Genomic DNA, 18,197 nt, shown 5'->3' with positions numbered 1-18,197 from the left:
GCAGAAACTATAAGTTCAGCTTTTTTAAGACAAGTTTAACATCCGGGCGATTGGTGCATCACTTTCTTGCTGAAAACCGGCACCCAACCATGAAAAAAGCGCCTTCGATCAACTCGATGGCGCTTTTTTTAAAATCATACCCAAGCGCTTTGCTTGAAATCGATCAGTTTGCCGAGATCGAGCTCGTGGCGCATGGATCGACGCCATAGGCTGGCGAACAACCGGTCTTGCCAGCTGCAACCGTGCCCGGCGCCATGAACGAACCTGCCAGAACAACCAACGCCGCACACGCAAAAAAGAGTGCGATAGACTTGCCCATTTTATATTTGCCTTTCAGACGATGAACGTGGCGACATCAGCCGCCGTACGATGATTGTTAGGTTCTGGATTGTGTGTAGGATGTGGCGTTTAGCAATAAAGGACCTTGCTGAACACCGGGTTAATGCGAACTCTTGTCCACAGTTGCCCATGTGCCACGCTTTGTCTTACGCTCTGCTGGTTTCATGATGTGCCCCCACATACAAAGAAAAGGCAGCGAACGTGATCGCTGCCCGTTGGGTGCATAACTCACCAGTTTGAATTTGGTTGCACGCATCTTTCAAAAGTATTTTACGGAAAAGCGGATGCCGATTTTCCGTCCAGATACGATAACGTTTAAGCGGCTTTACCAGCATTGCTGAACTGCCCATGGGTGCGGTAGCTCACCATATAGGACGGCAGAACGGAGGCGACACGCACCGGCGTGATGCCGAGACCATCGAGTGTCAGCCCGGAATGTGCGGCCTCGGAAGAGACGACATTGTCGTTTCTCAGCATGGCAACCTGATCGGATGTCAGAGGCGGTGTGATCAGCGGCACCATGGATGCGATCTTGCCGATAAGTGAGGCAATGCCGAAGGGAAGGTTGACCATCGGGCGCTGGCGATAGGTTGCGGCCAGAACGGCCTCAAGACAGTCGCGGAACGTCATGACGTCCTGCCCACCCAGTTCATAGGTCGCGCCAGCCTTCAACGCGCCATCGACGCTACGGGCCACCACTTCGGCCACATCTTCCACATAGACGGGCTGAAACTTGGTGTGTCCGCCGCCGATCAGCGGCAGGAAAGGCATGCGCTGCGCCATGCCGGCAAATTTGTTGAAGAAATCATCTTCCGGTCCGAACACGATCGAAGGACGCAGAATGATGGCATCCGGCAAAGCAGAGCGGATCGCGGCTTCGGCACGGCCCTTGGTGCGGGCATAACCAATAGTCGAATTCGCGTCCGCACCAATGGCGGAAATATGCGTCAGTGTCGCGCCAGCGTTCTTGGCGGCTTCGGCCACGGCGCGCGCACCGAATTCCTGAACGGCGTCGAATGTGTTGCGTCCGCTTTCAAACAGAATACCAACGCAGTTGACCACGTGGTCGGCACCTTCGACAGCCTTGTTGATCGAATCCTTGTAACGCAGGTTGGCCTGCGCAAAGGAAATCTGCCCGACATTGCCCATCGGCTGCAAGAAGCCAGCCAGATCAGGGCGGCGAACGGCGACCCGTATGCGATAGCCACGCTTGGCGAGGAAGCGCACCACATGCCGTCCGACAAAGCCCGAGCCGCCAAAAACGGTGACGAGAGGGGGAAGGTTGGCCAAAGGCATGGGAGGCTCCTGCGAAGCGTTGAATAGAGGTGTTTCCGTCTCTTAGCTTAAAGCCGATACAACGGGAAGAGAGAACAACATCCGCCCCAACCAGAATGAACGGATGCTGGCTAAGATCAGGCGCCGTCCATGATCATCAGTTCGGTGTCGGCCACTTCCTGGCGAATTTTCAGCGCCTGCTGGTACTCATCCGAATTGTAGCAATCGAGTGCATGCTGCATGGAGGGAAACTCGATCACGACATTGCGCGCCCGGCCCTTGCCCTCGAGCTGCGTCACGACGCCACCACGGGCCAGAAAATTTGCGCCGTAGCGTTCAAATGCCGGTTTGGCGGTGGAAATATAATCCTTGTAACGCTCGGCGTCACGCACATCCACCTGTGCAATCCAGTAGCCCTTTGCCATGATGTTTTCCTTTCAGATTGCTTTTGTCATTTCATCCAGAATAGCGCGTGCCGCAGCCCTCGGATCGGCGGCTTTCACGATAGGGCGGCCAACGACAAGGTGGCTGGAACCGGCTTTGATCGCATCGAACGGCGTGACAACCCGCTTCTGGTCGCCTGCATCGCCACCAATAGGGCGAATTCCGGGGGTTACCACCGCCATGTCGGCTCCAACGATCTCACGCACGCCAGCAGATTCTTCCGCCGAGCAGACGATGCCGCCCATGCCAGCATCCCGCGCTTGGGCTGCCCGTTTCAACACCAGCGAACGGGCGTCACCTTGATATCCTCCCTCGATCAAATCGGCATCATCCATTGACGTCAGCACGGTCACGCCGAGCAGCGTCAGCCCAGAGCCTTCCGCTGCCTTCACCGCTGCCCGCATGGCTTTGGGGTAGGCGTGCAGCGTCAGCATCGACATGCCCATTTTGGCAATGTTTTCCACGCCTGAGGCCACAGTGTTGTCGATATCGAGAAGCTTCATGTCGAGAAAGATTTTCTTGCCGCTTTGCGCCAGTTCCCTGGCGAATTCCAGCCCGCCCGCAAAGGCCAGCTGGTGGCCGATCTTGTAGAAAAGGACATCGTCGCCCAATGCGCTGACGATGCTCTCGGCTTCAGCCACGGTTGGAAGGTCAAGCCCGACGATCAGGCGCTCGCGTGCGGTCATAGTGTCATCCCCTGCCACGTTTCCATTGCCGTCCAGTCGCATGTGATGCGCCGGTCTGCAAGGGTAAAACAGAAGAGATTTCCACCGCCCGGTGGCTGGTCGGCGCTTCGGGTAATCTCGCTGCCTGCGAGGTGGCATTTCAGCAATGTGCCAACCCCGCCATGGCCGATAAAGGCAATCGGCTGTGTCGGATCATGGCTGGCGAGGATGGCGTCTATGGCGGTTACGATGCGGGCCTGCGCATCGACTGCTGTTTCCCAGCCCTTATAGCTGGCATGCGGATGAGCGAAAAACCAGTCCGCCGCCCGTTCGAACTGATCGGGTGGCAGAAATCCCGTGGCGCTGCGGTCGTTTTCGTGCAGATCGTCAGCGGTCTCATAGGCGACACCGCTCGCCGCTGCCAGAATCTGGGCGGTATCGGTGGCCTTTTTCTCGGTGCTGGAAACGATACGCCGGAGGGGTTTGGCGAAGGGCAGGGCGCTCGCTCGCCGCGTCCTTGCCTGTCCAATGTCGGACAAACCCCACTCCGGGACCGGGACATTCGCCTCGATCCTGACCTGCGGGTGGGTGATGTAAAGTGCGTACATGACACCGACGCTAACTCAAGCGCGGGTGTAGGTCCACAGCTGTGCCGGTGGAATGTTGCGCACGACGAAGTCGTAATGGCGGATGTGGTAGAGATGCGGCTGCGCGACGATGGGCGATACCGGACCATAGGAAATCTGGATCACCGGACGTCCATGCGGCACCCGCTTCAACAACTCGTCCAGCAGATTGATGCGGTCTGCCATCGGGAAGTTCAGCATGGGCACAGCCGAAATCACGCAGTCGAACATCTGGTCTTTCTGCGCAGCCAGTGTCGTATCAAGATCGAAAGCATCGCCATTGATGAAGTTGACGCCGGGATAGTTGCGCAGAAGCTGCTGATAGAAATCGGTGGAATATTCGATCGCCGTCACGTTTTCAGGCTTCACGCCACGCGCCAATATCGCCTTGGTGATGCAGCCGGTTCCAGGCCCGAGCTCCAGAACGGGGAGACCGGATTGCGGCGTGATGACGCTTGCCATGCGGCGGGCGGTCACGCCTGAGGTCGGAACTATCGCGCCAACCTTTTTCGGCTGGTTCACCATGCCCTTGAAGAAACGAATTTCTTCTTCGAATTTTCTGCCGAAGCGCTGTTTCAGGCTCAGTCCCATCCGGTCCCCCTCTGTGTTCCGTCAAAACAACATTTGGTGAAACTGTGGCAATATGTTGTTTCGGTCTGTCGTAAAGAAAATGAAAAATGTCGCAATAGGAAAATCTTAACAAACTGTGACGAATGCGCAAACAAAAACGCCGGTGATGGTGTCACCGGCGTTTTGTTGCGCTTTATCTAAAATGAGAGAGTTCTAAACGCGCATCGGCATCAGCACGTAAAGCGCGTCGTCACCTGCCGTATCACGCACCAACGTTGGCGAACCGGCATCGGCCAGCAGGAAAATCGCGTCTTCGCCGGACAGCTGCGCGGTAATGTCCAGCAGGTATTTGGCATTGAAGCCTATCTCCATGCTGTCGTGCTCGTAGCCCACGGCCACTTCTTCCGTGGCGCTGCCCGAATCGGGGTTGTTGACGGTCAGCGTCAATTGCCCTTCGGTGATCGCCAGCTTCACGGCGCGGCCACGCTCGGATGAAATGGTCGAAACGCGATCCACGGCCTTGGCGAAGGACTGGCAATCGACGCGCATTTCCTTGTCGTTGCCGGTCGGGATCACGCGCTGGTAATCCGGGAACGTGCCGTCGATCAGCTTGGAGGTCAGAACGATATCGCCGATGGCAATGCGGATCTTGGCATCGGAAACCTCGACGGTCACTTCCAGCTCGGGATTGTCGACCAGCTTCTGCAACTCGCCAACCGTCTTGCGTGGAATGATGATGCCGGGCATGCCTTCCGAACCGGAAGGTGCATTTACATCGGCGCGCGCCAGACGGTGGCCGTCGGTCGCGACAGCGCGCAGCTTCAGGTCATTGCCGCTTTCAATCGTGTGGAAGAAAATGCCGTTCAGATAATAACGGGTCTCTTCGGTCGAAATCGCAAACTGCGTACGGTCGATCAGCATCTTCAAATCCGCTGCCTTCAGCTTGAAGACATGGCTGAACGTGCCGGCCGTCAGGTCCGGAAAGTCGGTTTCCGGCAGGCACTGCAACGAAAACTTCGAGCGACCGGACGCAACCGTCATGGTCGAACCATCAGGGTTGGTGGCCAGCAGCACCTCGGAACCGTCAGGCAGCTTGCGCACGATTTCATAGAGCAGATGCGCAGGCACGGTCGTCGAGCCAGCCTGTTCCACCATCGCCGGTGTCGCCTCGGTGATCTCGAGATCGAGGTCGGTCGCCTTCATGTCGAGCTTCGCGTCGGATGCGCGCAAGAGCACGTTGGACAGGATAGGGATCGTGTTGCGCCGTTCCACCACGCGGTGAACGTGGTTCAGCGATTTCAGAAGGTTCGACCGCTCGAGGGTAATACGCATGAAGACTTCCGCTTTCAACCGATGCGATCCTGGATAGGCCGGATCGCCAAGATAGTGTCTCCGGCATTTTGGCCGGATAATGTGGACCGGCAAAATGGCAGAGTTATCGAGGAAAAGGCAAGGGGCCAGACCGCGTCATTCCTCAATTTTCCACGCTATACATTTCCTTACATGGCTTGAGCGCCAACAACTGCCCTTGTTCGAAGCCCCCGTCTTGCCCATAAAGACATGGAATGAGACATGACGGGAATGATGCAGTGACAGATGAAGCGTTGAGCGAACAGTCTACAACGGATGCCGACGGCACAGGGCGCGGTTTCAAGATTGGCGGCTTCACGGTTCCTGCGCGCCCTATCGATGCCGCTCTTTATCTCGTCGCCACACCCATCGGCAATCTGGGTGACATTACAGTACGGGCATTGGAAACGCTGGCCTCGGCCGATGTGCTGGCCTGCGAGGACACTCGCGTCACCCGCATTCTGCTGGACCGTTACGGCATCCGCAACCGCCCCTATTCTTACCACGAACACAATGCCGAAGAGGCAGGTCCCAAACTCATCGCAGCTCTGGATGCCGGAAAATCCGTGGCTCTGGTGTCCGATGCCGGAACGCCTCTCGTCTCCGATCCCGGCTATCGCCTGGGCCAGATGGCGCTGGACGCAGGCCACCGCGTCGTACCGATCCCCGGGGCGTCTGCACCTCTGGCAGCACTCGTCGGTTCGGGCATGCCCAGCGATGCCTTCATGTTCGCAGGCTTTCTGCCGGTCAAAGACAAGGGCAAGCGCGACCGTTTCTCGGAACTGTCGAAAATCCCGGCAACCATGATGTTCTTTGAATCCCCCCACCGCATCTGCGCCACCATCAAGGTCGCCTCGGAAGTGCTGGGGCCGAACCGCCGCGCCGTCGTATGCCGTGAACTGACCAAGACCTTCGAGGAATTCCGCCGTGGCACGCTGGGCGAGCTCACGGAATTCTATAACGAAGACCGCATCGTCAAGGGCGAGATCGTTCTGCTGATAGAGCCGCCTTCCTACGACGAAATTCCCGATATGGAAGACGTGGAAAAGCTGTTGAAAGACCTCGTCTCCACAATGCCCGCCGCAAAGGCCGCCGCAGAAGCCGCCAAACTCACCGGCCTGCCGCGCAAGGAGCTCTACCAGCGTATTCTCGACCTCAAGGACAACGATGGCGCGTGAGGCGAACAGCAAACGCCGTGCCGAACGGCGTGGCCATATCGCCGAATATTGGGCAGCGCTCTATCTGCTGTTGAAGGGCTACCGCATTCTGGCCCTTCGTTATCGCACCAGAGTGGGCGAGATCGACATCATCGCCCGCAAGAAGGACGTGATCGCCTTCATCGAGGTCAAGGCGCGGGCGTCGGAGACCGGCGCTGTGGATGCCGTCGGTTACGCTTCGCAAAACCGCATTCGCGCTGCCGCAGACCTGTGGCTGTCCCGTCGCAAGGATGCCGGTACCTTGTCCCTACGCTTTGATATCGTCGCGGTCCTGCCGCGACGCCTGCCGAAACATTTTGTCGACGCCTTTTGAAAGGGTAGCCTATGCGCAGCGAGCGGGAAAAAATGGCCGCCGGGGAATGGTATTGCTGCCTTGATGAACAGCTCGATGCCCTTCGCGCCACAGCAAGGCTCGCGGTACATCAGCACGCCACCATGGCACCGGATGCCCGCGGCGCAATGGCACCGCTTCTGCGAACCCTTTTCGGATCGGTCGCACAGGGCGCTTTCATCGAAGCGCCGTTCCATTGCAGCTACGGTTTCAATATCTCTCTGGGCAAAAACGTCTACCTCAACGCAGGATGCGTCATCCTGGATTCCGCTCCGGTCAAAATCGGGGAGGGCGCAATGCTGGGGCCTGGCGTGCAAATTTACTGCGCCGATCATCACAGGGATGTAGAGAAACGCTCCAAGGGTATCGAGATCGCGAAACCCGTCACGATCGGCAACAATGCCTGGATTGGCGGCGGCGCAATCATATTGCCCGGCATCACCATCGGCGAAGGCGCGATTGTCGGCGCAGGCTCCGTCGTCACGAAAGACGTGGCACCCGGTCAGACTGTCGTCGGAAATCCGGCGCGAAAGATCATCCCCAAAGATGCCGATACTCTCATTTGATGTATCCTCTTCATCGGCATACGTGACCAGGTTGCGCCGTAATAAATCTGCCATAAAACTGTAAAAACCCCGTCATGGAAGGGGCCTATTCGCATCCTCAGCCAACAAGGGCGGTAGAGGACGAAACTATGATCAAGAAATTTTCCATGGCCGCGATGGCCATCACGTTTTCGGCGACGTCGTCCATGGCGGCGACGAACATCACCTGGTGGCACGGCATGGGTGGCCGCAACGGCGAAGTCATCAATGAAGTGTCCCAGAAGTTCAACGCCGCCCAGAGCGCGTGCGCGCTAACGCCGGTTTCCAAGGGTTCTTACGAAGAAGCCCTGGCCAGCGGCATCGCTGCCTTCCGCTCCGGTGAACAGCCAAACATCCTCCAGGTCTTCGATGCCGGTGCCGCCACCATCATCAATGCCAAGGGCGCCGTTATCCCTGCTGAAGACATCATCACCAAGGCTGGCTACAAGTTTGACCGCGAAGCCTTCATTCCCGGCGTGCGCAGCTTCTTTGCCGCCGCTGATGGCAAGTTCGTCGGCATGCCATTCAACTCTTCCGCGCCTATCATGTATTTCAACACGGAAGCCCTGAAAAAGGCTGGCGTTGAAGCACCAAAGACCTGGGAAGAGTTTGAAGCAGCGGCACCGAAGCTGAAGGAAGCCGGTTTCATCCCGCTCGTTCAGACGCAGCTGACTTGGGAATTCACCGAGAACTTCTTCTCGCGCAACAATCTCCAGTTCGCGACCAACAACAATGGTTACGACAGCACTGTCGATACCAAGCTGAAGGTGACCGACCCGAACCTCGTCATGATGTTCGAAAAGCTGAAGGCATGGAAAGATCAGGGCTACTTCGCTTATTACGGCGCTGGCTGGAACGATAACCAGAAGCCATTCGAAGAAAACAAGGTTGCACTCTGGATCGGTTCTTCCGGTTCCTTCGGTGGCCTGCAGAAGACGGCACAGATGCCGTTCTCGGCAACCTTCCTTCCTTACTGGGGCTCCATCAAGGGCGCTGGCACCAACTCCTTCATCGGTGGGGCTGCCCTGTTTGCCATGTCCGGTAAGTCTGAAGCTGAAAACAAGTGCGTTGCAGACTTCTTCCAGTTCCTGACATCGCCTGAAATCCAGAAGTTCTACCACCAGGCAACCGGCTACGTTGCCATCACGCAGGCAGCTTACGAGCTGGCCAAGAAGGAAGGCTACTACGAAAAGCAGCCCGTTGCCGAAGTCGGCATCAAGCAGCTTTCTCTTCCAGGTGGCGAATGGTCCAAGGGCTATCGCCTCGGCTTCTACCCACAGATCCGCACCATCATGGAACGTGAATATGGCCGCATCTTCTCCGGCGAAGTCTCCGTCAAGGATGCCTTCGACATCATCGAGAAGGAAGGCAACGATCTTCTGGCCCGCTTTGCCAAGACCGCTGGCTGATAACTGAAAACGAGCGGACCTTCCCTCTTGATGAGAGAAGGTCCGTAGACTGTCTGCGATAGTTTACGAAGCGCATCTTCTTCCCGTCATCCCGGACTTGATCCGGGATCCAGTGCGATCAAGTCCTTGATCGCGAAAGACTCTTCTGCACCGCAGACGCGGCGCTGCTGGATTCCGGCTCAAGGCCGGAATGACGGAGAGTGGAGAACTGCGTTCGGCATCAATGATGCAGCCCTAGCCTGTCATAATCCCGGCGTCCCTTCACCCTCGAAGAGAAGTCCACAACACATAAAGGTTTGCGCGCGTGGCCTATACGTCTTCACAACCGCGTCCCGTGCGGTTCTTGTCCGGCTTCATGACCAAGGCAAAAAAGCCTGCGGTAAAAGCTGAAGCGGCGAAACGGGTGCAGTTTTCGTCATCCGCGCTGCCCTATCTGTTGATCGCGCCGCAGTTGCTCGTCATTTTCGTGTTTTTCTATTGGCCCTCGGTGCAGGCGGTCCAGTCCTCATTCTATATCGAAGACCCGTTCGGCTTCGGCTCCACCTTCGTCGGTCTCGCCAATTATTCCGATGCGCTGTTCAGCACCGAATATCTCAACATCGCCAAGTTCACGGTGGTTTTCACCGTGCTGGTCACCGTCTTCTCGCTGGCGCTCGGCCTGCTGCTCGCGGTCAAGGCAGATGCGATCATTCGCGGCAGTGCCACCTACAAGACGCTGCTGATTTCGGTCTATGCCATCGCCCCGCCGGTTGCGGGCCTCATTGGCATGATGTTCTTCGATCAGCACATCGGCCCCTTCGTGAAGATGGCCGCGATGCTTGGCTGGCACATGCAGGTAGGCGTCAATTATTTCGACACCGCCTTTGCCATGATCTTCGTGTCGGTCTGGAAGCAAATCCCGTATAATTTCATCTTCTTCCTGTCGGGCCTGCAAAGCGTGCCGGTGTCCGTGCGCGAAGCCGCCTTCATCGATTGCCGCTCTGGCTTTCGCCGGTTCTGGACGGTCATCATGCCGTTGCTCGCGCCCACAGCCTTCTTCCTGCTCATCATCAACATCACCTACGCGCTGTTCGATACCTTCGCCGTCATTGACGTGATGGTGAAGGACAAGGCTGCCAACAACCCCATCACCCTTGTCTACAAGGTCTTTCTGGATGGCTTCCGTGGCAACGATATCGGTGGCTCATCCGCACAATCCGTCATTCTCATGATCGTGGTCTTCGTGCTGACCGTGCTGCAATTCCGCTTCCTCGAAAAACGCATCCATTACGGTTGAGGGATATCAGACATGTACAAGACAAAGCCCCTCGACCATCTCATTCTCATGATCGGTTCGCTGTTTCTGATCATGCCGGTCATCGTGTCCTTCATGACGTCGACCCATACCGCCACCGAAATCCATATGAATGGTCTTGCCATTACGCCCGGCAATAACTTCATCGCGACCTACGAGAAGGTACTGACCCAGAAGGGCGGTTTCACGGGCCAGATCACCGGTTTCAACATGTTCGTCAATTCGATGATCCTCGGCGTCGGCTTTGCAGTCGGCAAGATCGTGTTGTCGATGCTGGCGGCCTACGCCATCGTCTATTTCCGCTTCCGTTTCGCCACGTTCGCCTTCTGGATCATCTTCACGACACTGCTTCTGCCGCTCGAAGTGCGCATCATGCCGTCCTACGAAGTCATGAGCAAACTGGGCCTTTTGAACTCCTATACTGGCTTGATCGTGCCGCTTCTGGCGTCGGCCACCGGCACGTTCTATTTCCGGCAGTTCTTCAAATCCGTACCAGATGAAATACTGGAAGCCGCCCGCATCGATGGGGCGGGACCGGTCAAGTTCTTCATCGACATCCTGCTGCCGCTGTCGCGCACCATGGTGGCCGCCATCTTCATCATCATGTTCGTCTACGGCTGGAACCAGTATCTCTGGCCCATGCTGATGACCAATGATGAGAGCTTCTTCACGCTCATGCGCGGCATCAAATCGATCCTGCAAGTGTGGGTCGGCTCGCAAATCCCCGATTATAACGAAGCTTTCGCGCTTGCCGTTCTGGCCATGCTGCCACCTGTGTTGATCGTCGTGATCTTCCAGAGCTGGTTCATCAAGGGCCTCACCGAGAGCGACAAATAAAGGACACCACAATGGCCGAGATCGAAATCACGCAGGTCTGCAAGGATTACTCCAACGGCATGCGCGCCGTGCACGATGTGGATATCTCCATCAAGGATGGTGAATTCATCGTGCTCGTCGGCCCGTCGGGCTGCGGCAAGTCCACGCTTTTGCGCATGGTCGCGGGGCTGGAGGAAATTTCCGATGGCACCGTCAGCATCGGCAACCGCGTCGTCAACAACGTGGAACCCGCCGACCGCGACATTGCCATGGTGTTCCAGAACTACGCGCTCTACCCGCATATGTCGGTGCGCCAGAACCTGGAATACGGCCTGAAAAACCGCAAGACGCCAAAGGCCGAAATCGATGCGCGCGTAGCGGAAGCCGCCCGCATGCTGGAACTTCAGCCCTATCTCGATCGCAAACCCCGTGCTCTCTCCGGCGGCCAGCGCCAGCGTGTGGCCATGGGTCGTGCCATCGTGCGCAAGCCCGCCGCCTTTCTCTTCGATGAGCCGCTGTCCAATCTGGATGCGAAGCTGCGCGTCTCCATGCGCGGTGAAATCAAGCGCCTGCAACGCCGCCTCGGCACCACCTCCATCTACGTGACGCATGACCAGCTCGAAGCCATGACGCTGGCGGATCGCTTGGTGGTGCTCAACGCCGGTCGCATTGAACAGATCGGCGCGCCGCTGGAGGTCTACCACAAGCCCGCCTCTACCTTCGTCGCCAGCTTCATCGGCTCGCCCGCCATGAATCTTTTATCCGGCGAGCTGCATGGCGATAGCCTTGCCATCGGTCCGACGGTCCTGTCGCTCAACGGTTATGCGCCCACCTCCGGTCTGGTGACGGTTGGTATGCGTGCCGAAGACTTGCGCTTTGTTCATGGGACAGCGCCGGGCATGCCGTTCCGCGTCGAATATATCGAGGAACTTGGCTCGCAGCGCCTCATTCACGGCATGCTGGGCGAACAGGCACTGACCGTTGCCTGCGCATCTGAGACGGATATTCCGCAGGAACTGTCGCTGTCCATCGCATCGGAAAAGCTGCATTTCTTCGACAAGGAAAGCGGAAAGCGCATAGAGGGCGCTGCCGCCGCCATCCAGCAGCCAGCGCAACAGCTGGCAGCGGCTCACTAAGTCTGTTGAAAATACACTTCCATTAAATATGATTCAATTTATGGAAGAGCATTCTTACGCCAATCGTGTTATTGCGTTCCCGTTGCAAAGTGGGGACGCAATATGGTTTTACATGTCGTAATCGCAAGTGTGGCGGCACTGGCCGGACGCTCCGTGCCGTCGATGGCGCTGCCGAAAAAGCGTGAGAGGGCCGCGCCTGTCGTCTCTGCCGCGTCCAGCGCCATGCAGATGCAACCGGCCCCCATCAATCCGGACTGGATCATCGCAGGCGAACCCGTTGCCCGCATGGCCGACCATTCCAAAAGCGCAGACCGCGCTGCCTACACCGCGCTGTGGGATTGCACGGCTGGCACCTTCCGCTGGTTTTTCGCCTGGGACGAGACCGTCCACATTCTCGAAGGCGAAGTTCATGTCACGGCGGAGGATGGCTCCGTTCACATGTTGCGCACGGGCGATGTCGCCTATTTCAAGGCTGGCACCTGGGCCACATGGCGGGTGGACACTTACGTGCGCAAAGTTGCTTTCCTGCGTCGCCCGTTCCCTGCGCCCATCGCCTTTGCCTACCGCTTGAAGAACAAGCTGTTGCCCGCCAAAACGCCGACACTCTAGGCGCCGATAACGTCAATAAAACTCATAGATACGCCACCGCGTAGCAGTTGCCTTTGAAGCTTGCCTGCCCTACACATTTCGGGCTTTCAAAAGGAAATTGCGCATGGCCAAAATCAAGAACGTCGCGATCCAGATGGATCATGTCTCCGGCATCAACATTGCGGGCGATAGCACCTTCGCGATCAGCCTTGAGGCGCAAGCCCGCGGTTACCGCCTGTTCCATTACACACCGGATCGCCTGTCGATGCGCGATGGTAAAATCTACGCAACCGTCGAGCAGATGCAACTGCGCGATATCAAAGGCGACCACTTCTCCCTGTCGGAACCGGAACGTGTTGACCTCTCGACGATGGATGTCATCCATCTGCGCCAGGACCCGCCCTTCGACATGGCCTACATCACCTCCACCCATCTGCTCGAGCGCATTCACCCCAAGACGCTCGTGGTGAATGATCCGGCATGGGTGCGCAATTCACCCGAAAAGATTTTCGTCACCGAATTCGCCGATCTGATGCCGACAACCCTCATCACAAAGGACGTGGCCGAAATTTCCCGCTTCCGCGAAGAGATGGGCGACATCATCCTCAAGCCGCTTTACGGCAATGGTGGCGCTGGCGTCTTCCACTCCACCCGCGATGACCGCAACTTCTCCTCGCTTCTGGAAATGTTCGGCCAGATGTTCCGCGAACCCTATATCGCCCAGCAGTATCTGCCCGACGTTCGCAAGGGCGACAAACGCATCCTTTTGGTGGATGGAGAGCCGGTCGGTGCCATCAACCGCGTGCCTGCGGAAAACGATGCCCGCTCCAACATGCATGCCGGTGGCCGCCCTGAACCGACGGAACTGACAAGCCGCGAAAAAGAGATTTGCGAGCGCATCGGCCCGGCCCTGCGCGAACGCGGCTTCCTCTTCGTGGGCATCGATATCATCGGCGATTACATGACGGAAATCAACGTCACGTCCCCAACCGGCATCCGTGAAGTCAAGAAATTCGGCGGCGCCGATGTTGCCAGCCTGTTGTGGGATGCCATCGAGCGCAAACGCGACGCGCAGGGTTAAGTCGAAAACCAACAACGTGTGAAAATGCGCGGCAGCGGGTGGGGCTTACCCCCCTCTGCCCTGCCGGACATCTCCCCCTCAAGGAGGGAGATCGGCTAGAGACATGCTCCCCACTCTATCCGCAGCCTTCGAGATGGCCGGGTGGCATCCGCGAGTCGATCTCCCCACCTGAGGGGGAGATGCCCGGCAGGGCAGAGGGGGGTAAGCCCCACCCACTGCTGCTTACTATAGGCGTACCGCTTGTCCCAACATCACGCCGCCTTTGCGACGTGATACTCCTTGATCGCAGCCATCTTGATCGCTGGATACCGTTCCGACTCGTAGCGCAGCGAAAACGCATCCTGCGCCAGAAACACCGGGTCGCCGTCCAGATCGCGGGCAATATCGCCGCGTTTGATGGTCAGAAACTTCTCCATGTCGGCAGATTGCTCGGCCGAAATCCAGCGGCAGATGGAAAAGCGCGACATTTCAAACGAAACCGGCAGGCCGTATTCGCCCATCAGCCGTTCCTTCAGCACGTCCAGCTGCAAGGCACCGACGACGCCGACGATGGCGGGTGAACCGTCTTCCGGTGAAAACAGCTGCACGACACCCTCTTCGGCCATCTGGTGCAGCGCTTCCTTCAGCTTCTTCGCCTTCATCGCATCTTCCAGCCGCACGCGGCGCAGAATTTCCGGGGAGAAGTTTGGCACACCCTGAAACACAAGGTTCTCGCCCTCGGTCAGCGTGTCGCCAATGCGCAGCGTGCCGTGGTTGGGAATGCCCACCACATCACCCGCAAAAGCCGTATCGGCAATGTGGCGCTGTGAGGCAAAGAAGAATTGCGGTGCCGTCAGGCCCATCTGCTTGCCCGTGCGCGCCAGCCGCGCCTTCATGCCACGCTCCAGCTTGCCGGAGCAGATGCGGGCAAAAGCGATGCGGTCGCGGTGGTTCGGGTCCATATTGGCCTGAATCTTGAAGACGAAAGCCGTCATCTTGTCTTCGTCGGCATGTACGGTGCGCGTATCGGCAACCTGATCTCGCGGTGGCGGCGCGATATCGCCCAACGCATTGATCAGGTCTCGAACGCCGAAGTTACGCAGTGCCGAACCGAAGAATACGGGCGTCAAATGGCCTTCCAGGAAGGCCTCGCGGTCAAACGGGCGGCAGGCTTCCAGCGCCAGTTGCGTTTCCTCGATAAAGGCTGCCCTCTCATTTTCCGGCAACCGGTTGGCCACATCCTGCGGGCCATTCACCTGCGTTGCCTCGACTTCCTTGTCGGAACCGCGCACCTTGTTGCTGGTCAGATAATAAGAGCCGCAGAAGCTCTTGGAGCGACCGATCGGCCATGTAATCGGTGCCGTGTCCAGCGCCAGCTTCTCCTCGATCTCATCGAGAATCTCGAAAATGTCGCGGCTTTCGCGGTCCATCTTGTTGACGAAGGTGATGATCGGAATGTCGCGCATGCGGCAGACTTCGAACAGTTTTAGCGTCCGTGGCTCGATACCCTTGGCGGCATCGATGACCATGATGGCCGCATCCACCGCCGTCAGCGTGCGGTAAGTATCGTCCGCAAAGTCTTCGTGGCCCGGCGTATCGAGAATATTGAAGACCTTGTCGTCATACTCGAACGTCATCACCGAGGTCACGACCGAAATGCCGCGTTCGCGCTCGATCTTCATCCAGTCGGAGCGCGTCTGGATGCGATCCTTCTTCGCCTTCACCTCACCGGCCAGCTGAATGGCACCACCGAACAGCAACAGCTTTTCGGTCAGCGTCGTCTTACCGGCGTCCGGGTGCGCGATGATAGCGAAGGTGCGGCGGCGGGAAACCGCCTCTGCGAGTGTTTCGGGCATCAAACAAATCCTGTGGAATTGCGCGGTATCTAGCGTTTCGGGGCCGCTTTTGCAATTGACCTTGGCACCCACGCGGCAAACTAATGCCGCATGACCCTAAAAAACGAAAATCGCCCCGCCCTTAATCTCCTTCGTCTGGCGCATGCAGACGGCATAGAACTGCCATCTTACGAAACCGTCGGTGCCGCTGGCATGGACCTGCGCGCCGCAGTAGCCAAGGACGCGCCAATGGTTCTGACATCAGGCGCAAGAGCACTGGTGCCCACCGGCTTCATCTTCGAGGTCCCCGACGGCTACGAGGCGCAAATCCGCCCGCGCTCCGGCCTGGCCATCAAGAACGGCATTACCTGTCTCAATACTCCCGGCACAGTGGATAGCGATTATCGCGGAGAGGTCAAAGTCATTCTCGCCAATCTGGGCCAGGAGGATTTCGTCATCGAGCGCGGCATGCGCATCGCCCAGATGGTTATTGCGCCCGTTACACAGGTAGAGGTTTTCGAGGTTAGCGAGACGTCCAATACCGAGCGCGGCACCGGCGGCTTCGGCTCAACCGGTGTCTGACGTCTCACAACCGCGCAAAAATTACTGCCCGGTATAAGTGAAATTGTTCACTTCTTGTTCTTGTTTTATCATTTGCGTTGTGCAAGGTTGCATGGGCGGACACATACACGCTTGATTGCGCGTTTTCTAAAGTCCGACTGTTGGGGGCTTACATGGTTGCGCGCGTCAATACGGTGGCATTTCAGGGCATAGAAGGTGTGCCGGTCGAAGTTCAGGTCATGGTCGCGCCCGGCAAGGTCGGCATGCAGATCGTCGGCCTGCCGGACAAGGCCGTGGCGGAAAGCCGCGAACGGGTGCAGGCAGCTCTCCATGCCTCCGGCCTGGCGCTCCCCGCAAAAAAAGTCACCGTCAATCTGGCACCTGCCGATCTGCCAAAAGAAGGCTCCCATTTCGATCTCCCGATCGCGCTCGGGCTCATGGCCGCATTGGGTGCCATTCCCGCTGATGCGCTGGGTTCCTATGTCGTTTTAGGTGAACTTAATCTGGATGGCACCATCGGTGCAGTCTCCGGGGCGCTTCCCGCTGCCATCGGCGCAAATGCGCAGGGCAAGGGCCTGATCTGCCCGGCAGATAGCGGTGGAGAGGCGGCATGGGCGGGGGTCGATTTCGATATTCTCGCGCCACGCAGCCTTATTGCCCTCGTCAATCATTTTCGCGGCACACAACGTCTGTCACGCCCCGTTCCAGCCATTCGTGCCAATCCCGCCAACCTGCCTGATTTGGCCGATATCAAGGGGCAGGAAAGCGCCAAGCGCGCTTTGGAAGTGGCCGCCGCCGGTGGACATAATCTGCTGATGGTTGGCCCGCCCGGCTCGGGAAAATCCATGCTGGCCTCGCGCCTGCCATCCATTCTGCCACCCCTGTTGGCGTCGGAACTGCTGGAAGTCTCCATGGTCCACTCCATCGCTGGCCAACTCTCCGGCGGCAAGCTGTCGGATCGCCGCCCGTTCCGCACTCCGCATCACTCCGCCACCATGGCTGCCCTCGTCGGTGGCGGTCTGCGCGCCAGACCCGGCGAGGCGTCACTTGCCCATCACGGTGTCCTCTTTCTGGACGAGTTTCCGGAATTTTCGCCGCAAGCACTGGATGCCTTGCGCCAGCCCTTGGAAACCGGTGAATGCATCATTGCCCGCGCAAACCATCGCGTCAGCTATCCGGCTGAAATCCAACTGGTTGCAGCCATGAACCCTTGCAAATGCGGCATGGCGGGTGAGCCCGGCTTTACCTGCGCCCGCGGTCAGCGCTGCGTTACAGATTACCAGCAGCGCATTTCCGGCCCGTTGATGGACCGTATCGATATCCGCATCGAAGTCCCCGCCGTCTCCGCCGCAGACCTCATTCGCCCCATGGCCGCCGAAGCCAGCGCCGATGTCGCCAGACGCGTCGCCCGCGCCCGCGATCTGCAGCAGGACCGTTTCGCGCGCGCAGGCTTTACCGGCATCCGCACCAACGCCCGCTGCTCCACGGCTCTCATCGAAAAATTCGGTGAACCCGACGCCCCGGGCCTGCAATTGCTCCGCGACGCCGCCGAAAAACTAAAATTCTCCGCCCGAGGCTACCACCGCATCCTCAAAGTCGCCCGCACGCTCGCCGATCTGGACGACAAGGCGACCGTGACCCGCATTCATCTGGCAGAAGCGATTTCCTATCGTATCGCGGGGGAGCGATTGACGGCAGCGGCTTGATGGAAAATCACGAGCAACTCTCATTCTCATCCTAAGTCAGTCACAGAAGAGGCGCCGATGGTAGCGCTCACCTCCTGGGGTTCCTCCGTACAGGCCTCGAAGGACGAGTGGTGCGGGTTAGGGAGGACCGCAGCTGGATGATCAAGCCCTTCCCATGTACCAAAGCATATTTTCTTCGACGTAGTCAGGATGATGTATGAGAGCAGAGCATGCCGCTCACCCCCCTCTGTCCTGCCGGACATCTCCCCCTCAGGTGGGGAGATTGGTAAAAGGCACGTTCACTGCTCCAATCGTAGCCGTCAGAGGGATGCACCGGCAAAACATGCTGTCGCCCCGCCGCACCTTTCAAGATGCCCAATGAGCCCGCCCCTAGCCAATCTCCCTCCTTGTG

The 18,197-nt window shown here is 58.1% G+C and carries 19 protein-coding genes; 11 read left to right on the top strand and 8 right to left on the bottom strand.

Going from position 1 to position 18,197, the window contains the following annotated elements; all coding sequences use genetic code 11:
• Positions 1-163 precede the first annotated feature (163 nt).
• The 7 genes from ATO67_RS23270 to dnaN form a co-directional block, all read right to left on the bottom strand.
• On the bottom strand, positions 164-319 hold the full coding sequence (locus ATO67_RS23270; RefSeq protein WP_164470679.1) for a hypothetical protein: 156 nt from the start codon (positions 317-319) through the stop codon (positions 164-166).
• Between the two features lie 335 nt (positions 320-654).
• Positions 655-1,635 (bottom strand): complex I NDUFA9 subunit family protein, encoded by a 981-nt coding sequence (locus ATO67_RS12235; RefSeq protein ID WP_067649165.1) that lies wholly within the window; start codon positions 1,633-1,635, stop codon positions 655-657.
• A 116-nt stretch (positions 1,636-1,751) separates the two neighbouring features.
• Positions 1,752-2,039 (bottom strand): DUF1330 domain-containing protein, encoded by a 288-nt coding sequence (locus ATO67_RS12230; protein WP_067649163.1) that lies wholly within the window; start codon positions 2,037-2,039, stop codon positions 1,752-1,754.
• A 12-nt stretch (positions 2,040-2,051) separates the two neighbouring features.
• On the bottom strand, positions 2,052-2,744 hold the full coding sequence (gene pyrF / locus ATO67_RS12225) for an orotidine-5'-phosphate decarboxylase (protein WP_067649160.1): 693 nt from the start codon (positions 2,742-2,744) through the stop codon (positions 2,052-2,054).
• Positions 2,741-3,331, bottom strand: coding sequence for a histidine phosphatase family protein (locus ATO67_RS12220; RefSeq protein WP_067649158.1), 591 nt, complete (start codon positions 3,329-3,331; stop codon positions 2,741-2,743). The genes pyrF and ATO67_RS12220 overlap by 4 nt, the downstream gene beginning before the upstream one ends.
• A gap of 15 nt (positions 3,332-3,346) precedes the next feature.
• Positions 3,347-3,940: a phospholipid N-methyltransferase PmtA gene (gene pmtA, locus ATO67_RS12215; RefSeq protein WP_067649154.1), complete on the bottom strand. Its 594-nt coding sequence runs from the start codon at positions 3,938-3,940 to the stop codon at positions 3,347-3,349.
• A gap of 192 nt (positions 3,941-4,132) precedes the next feature.
• Positions 4,133-5,251: a DNA polymerase III subunit beta gene (dnaN, locus tag ATO67_RS12210; RefSeq protein WP_067649151.1), complete on the bottom strand. Its 1,119-nt coding sequence runs from the start codon at positions 5,249-5,251 to the stop codon at positions 4,133-4,135.
• Positions 5,252-5,523: 272 nt separating this feature from the next.
• Here dnaN and rsmI point away from each other — a divergent pair, with 272 nt between their 5' ends.
• The 9 genes from rsmI (at position 5,524) to gshB (ending at position 13,725) form a co-directional block, all read left to right on the top strand.
• Positions 5,524-6,447 (top strand): 16S rRNA (cytidine(1402)-2'-O)-methyltransferase, encoded by a 924-nt coding sequence (gene rsmI / locus ATO67_RS12205; protein WP_067649802.1) that lies wholly within the window; start codon positions 5,524-5,526, stop codon positions 6,445-6,447.
• Positions 6,437-6,799: a YraN family protein gene (locus tag ATO67_RS12200; RefSeq protein WP_067649148.1), complete on the top strand. Its 363-nt coding sequence runs from the start codon at positions 6,437-6,439 to the stop codon at positions 6,797-6,799. The genes rsmI and ATO67_RS12200 overlap by 11 nt, the downstream gene beginning before the upstream one ends.
• An 11-nt stretch (positions 6,800-6,810) precedes the next feature.
• Entirely contained in the window at positions 6,811-7,383 is a 573-nt protein-coding gene (locus ATO67_RS12195; protein ID WP_067649145.1) for a sugar O-acetyltransferase, read from the top strand.
• A gap of 128 nt (positions 7,384-7,511) precedes the next feature.
• Entirely contained in the window at positions 7,512-8,810 is a 1,299-nt protein-coding gene (locus ATO67_RS12190; protein WP_067649142.1) for an extracellular solute-binding protein, read from the top strand.
• 304 nt (positions 8,811-9,114) lie between these two features.
• Positions 9,115-10,086: an ABC transporter permease subunit gene (locus ATO67_RS12185; protein ID WP_173645937.1), complete on the top strand. Its 972-nt coding sequence runs from the start codon at positions 9,115-9,117 to the stop codon at positions 10,084-10,086.
• A gap of 12 nt (positions 10,087-10,098) precedes the next feature.
• Positions 10,099-10,941: an ABC transporter permease subunit gene (locus tag ATO67_RS12180; RefSeq protein ID WP_067649139.1), complete on the top strand. Its 843-nt coding sequence runs from the start codon at positions 10,099-10,101 to the stop codon at positions 10,939-10,941.
• Between the two features lie 11 nt (positions 10,942-10,952).
• Positions 10,953-12,056: a sn-glycerol-3-phosphate import ATP-binding protein UgpC gene (locus ATO67_RS12175; protein ID WP_067649136.1), complete on the top strand. Its 1,104-nt coding sequence runs from the start codon at positions 10,953-10,955 to the stop codon at positions 12,054-12,056.
• Between the two features lie 102 nt (positions 12,057-12,158).
• Entirely contained in the window at positions 12,159-12,665 is a 507-nt protein-coding gene (locus tag ATO67_RS12170) for a cupin domain-containing protein (RefSeq protein ID WP_067649133.1), read from the top strand.
• Positions 12,666-12,768: 103 nt separating this feature from the next.
• The gene (gshB, locus tag ATO67_RS12165; protein WP_067649131.1) at positions 12,769-13,725 is read left to right on the top strand and encodes a glutathione synthase; all 957 of its coding nucleotides are present in this window, start codon (positions 12,769-12,771) and stop codon (positions 13,723-13,725) included.
• A 251-nt stretch (positions 13,726-13,976) separates the two neighbouring features.
• On the opposite strand, the gene ATO67_RS12160 is transcribed toward gshB, so the two are convergent.
• A complete protein-coding gene (locus tag ATO67_RS12160) occupies positions 13,977-15,560 on the bottom strand; it encodes a peptide chain release factor 3 (protein WP_067649128.1) in 1,584 nt (527 codons plus the stop codon).
• Between the two features lie 90 nt (positions 15,561-15,650).
• Between ATO67_RS12160 and dut the strand changes: the two genes are divergently transcribed.
• Together dut and ATO67_RS12150 are read left to right on the top strand one after the other, a co-directional pair.
• On the top strand, positions 15,651-16,121 hold the full coding sequence (gene dut / locus ATO67_RS12155; protein WP_067649121.1) for a dUTP diphosphatase: 471 nt from the start codon (positions 15,651-15,653) through the stop codon (positions 16,119-16,121).
• A gap of 152 nt (positions 16,122-16,273) precedes the next feature.
• The gene (locus ATO67_RS12150; RefSeq protein WP_067649118.1) at positions 16,274-17,806 is read left to right on the top strand and encodes a YifB family Mg chelatase-like AAA ATPase; all 1,533 of its coding nucleotides are present in this window, start codon (positions 16,274-16,276) and stop codon (positions 17,804-17,806) included.
• The last annotated feature ends 391 nt before the right edge of the window (positions 17,807-18,197 follow it).

It is taken from the genome of Agrobacterium bohemicum, from assembly GCF_001562555.1.
Lineage (GTDB): Bacteria > Pseudomonadota > Alphaproteobacteria > Rhizobiales > Rhizobiaceae > Agrobacterium > Agrobacterium bohemicum.
The sequence above is the reverse complement of the archived record's forward strand: the minus strand, read 5'-3'. Positions and strand labels throughout refer to the sequence as shown.

Bases quoted from the DNA above. Each gene is read 5' to 3' on its own strand.
- ATO67_RS23270 (WP_164470679.1), bottom strand. From the start codon at position 319: ATGGGCAAGTCTATCGCACTCTTTTTTGCGTGTGCGGCGTTGGTTGTT.
- ATO67_RS12235 (WP_067649165.1), bottom strand. From the start codon at position 1,635: ATGCCTTTGGCCAACCTTCCCCCTCTCGTCACCGTTTTTGGCGGCTCG.
- ATO67_RS12230 (WP_067649163.1), bottom strand. From the start codon at position 2,039: ATGGCAAAGGGCTACTGGATTGCACAGGTGGATGTGCGTGACGCCGAG.
- pyrF (WP_067649160.1), bottom strand. From the start codon at position 2,744: ATGACCGCACGCGAGCGCCTGATCGTCGGGCTTGACCTTCCAACCGTG.
- ATO67_RS12220 (WP_067649158.1), bottom strand. From the start codon at position 3,331: ATGTACGCACTTTACATCACCCACCCGCAGGTCAGGATCGAGGCGAAT.
- pmtA (WP_067649154.1), bottom strand. From the start codon at position 3,940: ATGGGACTGAGCCTGAAACAGCGCTTCGGCAGAAAATTCGAAGAAGAA.
- dnaN (WP_067649151.1), bottom strand. From the start codon at position 5,251: ATGCGTATTACCCTCGAGCGGTCGAACCTTCTGAAATCGCTGAACCAC.
- ATO67_RS12200 (WP_067649148.1), top strand. From the start codon at position 6,437: ATGGCGCGTGAGGCGAACAGCAAACGCCGTGCCGAACGGCGTGGCCAT.
- ATO67_RS12195 (WP_067649145.1), top strand. From the start codon at position 6,811: ATGCGCAGCGAGCGGGAAAAAATGGCCGCCGGGGAATGGTATTGCTGC.
- ATO67_RS12190 (WP_067649142.1), top strand. From the start codon at position 7,512: ATGATCAAGAAATTTTCCATGGCCGCGATGGCCATCACGTTTTCGGCG.
- ATO67_RS12180 (WP_067649139.1), top strand. From the start codon at position 10,099: ATGTACAAGACAAAGCCCCTCGACCATCTCATTCTCATGATCGGTTCG.
- ATO67_RS12175 (WP_067649136.1), top strand. From the start codon at position 10,953: ATGGCCGAGATCGAAATCACGCAGGTCTGCAAGGATTACTCCAACGGC.
- ATO67_RS12170 (WP_067649133.1), top strand. From the start codon at position 12,159: ATGGTTTTACATGTCGTAATCGCAAGTGTGGCGGCACTGGCCGGACGC.
- gshB (WP_067649131.1), top strand. From the start codon at position 12,769: ATGGCCAAAATCAAGAACGTCGCGATCCAGATGGATCATGTCTCCGGC.
- ATO67_RS12160 (WP_067649128.1), bottom strand. From the start codon at position 15,560: ATGCCCGAAACACTCGCAGAGGCGGTTTCCCGCCGCCGCACCTTCGCT.
- dut (WP_067649121.1), top strand. From the start codon at position 15,651: ATGACCCTAAAAAACGAAAATCGCCCCGCCCTTAATCTCCTTCGTCTG.
- ATO67_RS12150 (WP_067649118.1), top strand. From the start codon at position 16,274: ATGGTTGCGCGCGTCAATACGGTGGCATTTCAGGGCATAGAAGGTGTG.